This window comes from Streptomyces viridosporus, from assembly GCF_002078235.1.
GTDB classification, from domain to species: Bacteria; Actinomycetota; Actinomycetes; order Streptomycetales; family Streptomycetaceae; genus Streptomyces; species Streptomyces viridosporus.
Map to the genome: position 1 here is coordinate 1 of NZ_MSGP01000540.1, position 4,297 is coordinate 4,297.

Genomic DNA, 4,297 nt, shown 5'->3' on the forward strand with positions numbered 1-4,297 from the left:
GTCCGGACGGGGAGGGGCCACGGCCGCCCGGGCCCGCCCGCCCGGTACGGCCCGGCCGCTCAGCCGAACTGCACCGACCGCTTCGCCAGCCCCATCCAGAACCCGTCGATCACGGACTTCTGCTCCCCGAGCTCCCCGGCGGCGTCCGCGGCACCCATGGTGACGAAGAGCGGCGCGAAGTGCTCGGTGCGCGGGTGGGCGAGCAGGCCGGCCGGGGACTTCCGGGTGAAGTCGAGCAGCGCGTCCACGTCGCCGGAGTCCAGCGCCCGCCGGCCCCAGTCGTCGAACTCCGTCGACCAGGCCGGGATGCCGCCCTGCCGCAGCGCGGCCAGGTTGTGGGTGAAGAACCCGGAGCCGATGATCAGCACGCCCTCGTCGCGCAGCGGGGCGAGCCTGCGCCCGATCTCCATCAGCCTCACCGGGTCCAGGGTCGGCATGGACACCTGGAGCACCGGGATGTCGGCCTCGGGGAACATCTCGACCAGCGGGACGTAGGCGCCGTGGTCCAGACCCCGGTCGGGGACGTCCTGCACGGGCATGCCGGGCGCGCGCAGCAGCTTGCGCACCGAGTCGGCGAGCGCGGGGGCCCCGGGGGCACCGTAGGTCACCCGGTAGTAGCGCTCGGGGAAGCCCCAGAAGTCGTAGACGAGGGGGACCGTCTCGGTGGCGCCGAGGGCGAGCGGCGCCTCCTCCCAGTGGGCGGAGACGACGAGGATCGCCTTCGGCCGGGGCAGTCCCGCGGACCAGGCGGCCAGCTCACCGGGCCAGACCGGGTCGTCGGCCAGGGGCGGGGCGCCGTGGCTGAGGTAGAGCGCGGGCATGCGCTCCTGAGTGGCTGCGGTCATGACGGCGACTCCCTCCGAGGATGCGGATCTTCCGATTTACTTGAACTATCAACTTTCATGACCGACTGTACGCCTCATTTGTTTAAATTTCAAGGAGACTGGACGTAGAGTGGGGTACATGAAGACGGCACCCGAATCGGCACGCGCCGACGCGCCCCGCTGGCTCACCGACGAGGAGCAGCGCGTCTGGCGCTCGTACATCGAGGCAACCACCCTCCTGGAAGACCACCTCGACCGCCAGCTCCAGCGTGACGCGGGGATGCCGCACGTCTACTACGGCCTGCTGGTCAAGCTCGCCGAGTCCCCGCGCCGACGGCTGCGGATGACGGAGCTGGCGAAACTGGCGAAGATCACCCGGTCCCGCCTCTCGCACGCCGTCGCCCGCCTGGAGAAGAGCGGCTGGGTGCGCCGGGAGGACTGCCCCTCCGACAAGCGGGGCCAGTTCGCGGTGCTGACGGACGAGGGCTACGAGGTACTGAGCCGGCACGCGCCCGGTCACGTGGAGGCCGTGCGCCAGGCGGTCTTCGACCGGCTCACCCCGGAACAGCAGAAGTCCCTCGGCGAGATCATGCGGATCGTCGCCGAGGGACTCGAGCCGAGCGAAGCGGGTGCGGACCTGCCCTGGCTCCGCTGACGCGGCGGGAGCCGGGGCAGGTCCGGGGAGGCCGTGCGGACGAGGCGTCCCCTCCTCGTCCGCACGGCTGGTCCGAAGGGATCCGAAGGGATCCGAAGGGATCCGAAGGGGGTGCGGGACGCGTACGGACCGGGACCGTCAGCGGCCGACGGTCGGCACCGGGGCCGGCGCCGGGCCCGCACCGGTGCCGGTGCCGGTGCCGTCAGTGAGCGATCACCGGCACCGCCACCTCGTCCCGGTCGGTCCCGTCCGAGGACGAGACGGCCGCGGGGTGGGCCGGCCGGCCGGCGTTGACGAGGGTCAGGGCGATGACCGCGGCCACCACCAGGATCCCGACGGCGAACCAGATCGCGCTGGTGTAGCCCTCCACCTGCCCCTGGAGCTGGACCAGCTGCTGCTGGGACCGGTTCGCGGCGCCGCCGATGTGGTCGGCGACGTAGGCCGTGGTGGCCGAGGCCGCGATCGTGTTCAGCAGGGCCGTGCCGATCGCGCCGCCCACCTGCTGCGAGGTGTTGACCATCGCGGAGGCGACCCCGGAGTCCCGGGGCTCGACGCCCTGGGTGGCCAGGGACATGGCCGGCATGAACGCCGTACCCATGCCGAGACCGAGCAGCAGCATCCCCGGCAGCAGCACGGTCGCGTACGAGGAGCCGATCTCCATCCGGGTCAGCAGCAGCATGCCGAGGGCGGCGACCAGGAAGCCGGGGCCCATCAGCAGCCGGGGCGCGACCCGGGTCATCAGGCGGGCGCCGATCTGGGTGGAGCCCGTGATCATGCCCGCGACCATCGGCAGGAAGGCGAAGCCGGTCCTGACCGGCGAGTAGCCCTTCACGACCTGCAGGTAGTAGGTCAGGAAGAGGAACAGGCCGAACATCGCGATGATCGCCAGGCCGAGCGAGAGGTAGACCCCGCCGCGGTTGCGCTCGGTGATCACGCGCAGCGGCAGCAGCGGCGCCCCGACCCTGGACTCGACCAGCACGAAGGCGGCGAGCAGCACGGCGGAGGCGACGAACATGCCGACGGTCACGGAGTCGCTCCAGCCGTCGGACTCGGCGCGGGTGAAGCCGTAGACGAGCGCGACCAGGCCCAGGGTGGACAGCACCACGCCGGGGATGTCCAGCGGCGAGCGGTTGCGGCCGCCGGCCGGCTCACGGATGACGAAGTACGCGCCGGCCGCGGCGACGACGGCGAACGGGATGTTCACGAAGAACGTCCAGCGCCAGTCCAGGTACTCGGTGAGGAAACCGCCGAGTATCAGGCCGACGGCGCCACCGCCACCGGCGATCGCGCCGTAGATGCCGAACGCCTTGGCGCGCTCCTTGCCGTCGGTGAACATCACCGCGAGCAGGGACAGCGCGGCGGGCGCGAGCAGCGCGCCGAACACGCCCTGCAGCGCACGGGCGCCGAACATCATGGCCTCGTTGGTGGCCGCGCCGCCGAGTGCGGAGGCCGCGGCGAAGCCGCCCAGACCGAGCACGAAGGCCCGCTTGCGCCCCCACAGGTCGGCCATCCGCCCGCCGAACAGCAGCAGTCCGCCGAAGGCGAGGGCGTAGGCGGTGACGACCCACTGGCGGTTGCCGTCCGAGATGCCCAGGTCCTGCTGGGCCGAGGGCAGGGCGATGTTCACGATGGTGGCGTCCAGGACGACCATCAGCTGGGCGATCGCGATGAACCCGAGCGCCTTCCAGCGGTTGGCGCCGGGAACACCGGACGAGCCGGGCGAACCGGGAGCACCGAGGGCCTTTCCGGACACCGATGAGGCTGTTTCAGACATGGGGGTACCCACTCCGGGACTTCGTGACGGAAATCAGGACTGTACGAAGGAAAAAAGGTGCCGTCGTGACGGGAGGAAAAATGTCGTCATGACGGGAAGAAAAGTGTCGTCGTGACGGAAAAAGGGTGTCGTCGGGGAACGGCGCGTCCTCGGGGACGGCCGTCGGCACGGGCGCCCGTCAACCGGACGGGCGGATGTCAGGGATCGCTCTGGCTCAGCTGCGCAGACCCTCCACGGTCACGGCCGCGCCCGGCAGGACGGCCCGGGCCGGGGCCCGCATCCCGTCCAGGAACAGCTGCAGATGGCGGTGGACGAAGCGGTCGGCGCTCATGCAGCCGGTGCCCGCCGGGGGCCGGCTCAGCTGGGCGACCCCCATCATCAGGTCGCCGTACTCCACGTCGGCACGGAGCCGGCCGGCCGCCTTGGCACGGTCCATGAGCCGTGCGACGAGGCTCTCGACACGCCGGCGCGCGTCCTCCAGGTCGGGATGGTTCCGGTCGAAGGTGCTGGAGATCATCGGGCACAGTGCGCTGATCCGCTCGTCGGCGGCGGTGTGCGCGAAACGCTCCAGCGCTTCGAAGGCGTCCCCGGTCTCGGCGAGTGCCAGCTCGGCCGCCCGCGCCGTACGGTCCATCACGGAGCAGACGACCTCGCGCACCAGCGCGTCGCGATCGGGGAAGTTGCGGTACACCGTGGCGTTGCCCACGCCGGCCCGGCGGGCGATCTCGTCGAACGGCACGTCGGGGCCGAACTCGACGAACATCTCCCGGGCGGCGGTGACGATCCGCTCCCGGTTGCGCAGGGCGTCGGCGCGGGGCCGGGGTGCCTTGCGCGGTGCGGGGATGGCGGTCTGCACGGTGCACTCCTCGGTTGCTGCTGCTTGTCGGTGGTACCTCCGCGGCGATCCGGGGAAGGAATCCCCGTTTCGCGCGAACACAGGTCCAAACGGGGAAACGGTCCCCGGTTATTTCCCGCACCGGAGACATTCCCTGTGACCCGCACCACAAAGAGCCGCCGCGGATACCCACACCCGTCCCACCCGTC

Annotated in this window: 4 protein-coding genes; 1 reads left to right on the forward strand and 3 read right to left on the reverse strand. The window is 71.3% G+C overall.

What is annotated here, in order from left to right:
- Positions 1–59 precede the first annotated feature (59 nt).
- A complete protein-coding gene (locus B7L92_RS31815; RefSeq protein WP_174704051.1) occupies positions 60–845 on the reverse strand; it encodes a dioxygenase family protein in 786 nt (261 codons plus the stop codon).
- Between the two features lie 118 nt (positions 846–963).
- On the opposite strand from B7L92_RS31815, the gene B7L92_RS31820 reads away from it, so the two are divergent.
- Positions 964–1,479: a MarR family winged helix-turn-helix transcriptional regulator gene (locus B7L92_RS31820; protein ID WP_004986840.1), complete on the forward strand. Its 516-nt coding sequence runs from the start codon at positions 964–966 to the stop codon at positions 1,477–1,479.
- Positions 1,480–1,681: 202 nt separating this feature from the next.
- Here B7L92_RS31820 and B7L92_RS31825 read toward each other — a convergent pair whose 3' ends face one another.
- Complete coding sequence (locus B7L92_RS31825) at positions 1,682–3,253, reverse strand: MFS transporter (RefSeq protein ID WP_081240774.1); 1,572 nt, start codon at positions 3,251–3,253, stop codon at positions 1,682–1,684.
- A 214-nt stretch (positions 3,254–3,467) separates the two neighbouring features.
- A complete protein-coding gene (locus B7L92_RS31830; RefSeq protein ID WP_081240775.1) occupies positions 3,468–4,109 on the reverse strand; it encodes a TetR/AcrR family transcriptional regulator in 642 nt (213 codons plus the stop codon).
- Positions 4,110–4,297 lie beyond the last annotated feature (188 nt).

What these genes read in the sequence shown, in the direction of transcription:
- B7L92_RS31815 (WP_174704051.1), bottom strand. Translation starts at nt 845, where the DNA reads ATGACCGCAGCCACTCAGGAGCGCATGCCCGCGCTCTACCTCAGCCAC.
- B7L92_RS31820 (WP_004986840.1), top strand. Translation starts at nt 964, where the DNA reads ATGAAGACGGCACCCGAATCGGCACGCGCCGACGCGCCCCGCTGGCTC.
- B7L92_RS31825 (WP_081240774.1), bottom strand. Translation starts at nt 3,253, where the DNA reads ATGTCTGAAACAGCCTCATCGGTGTCCGGAAAGGCCCTCGGTGCTCCC.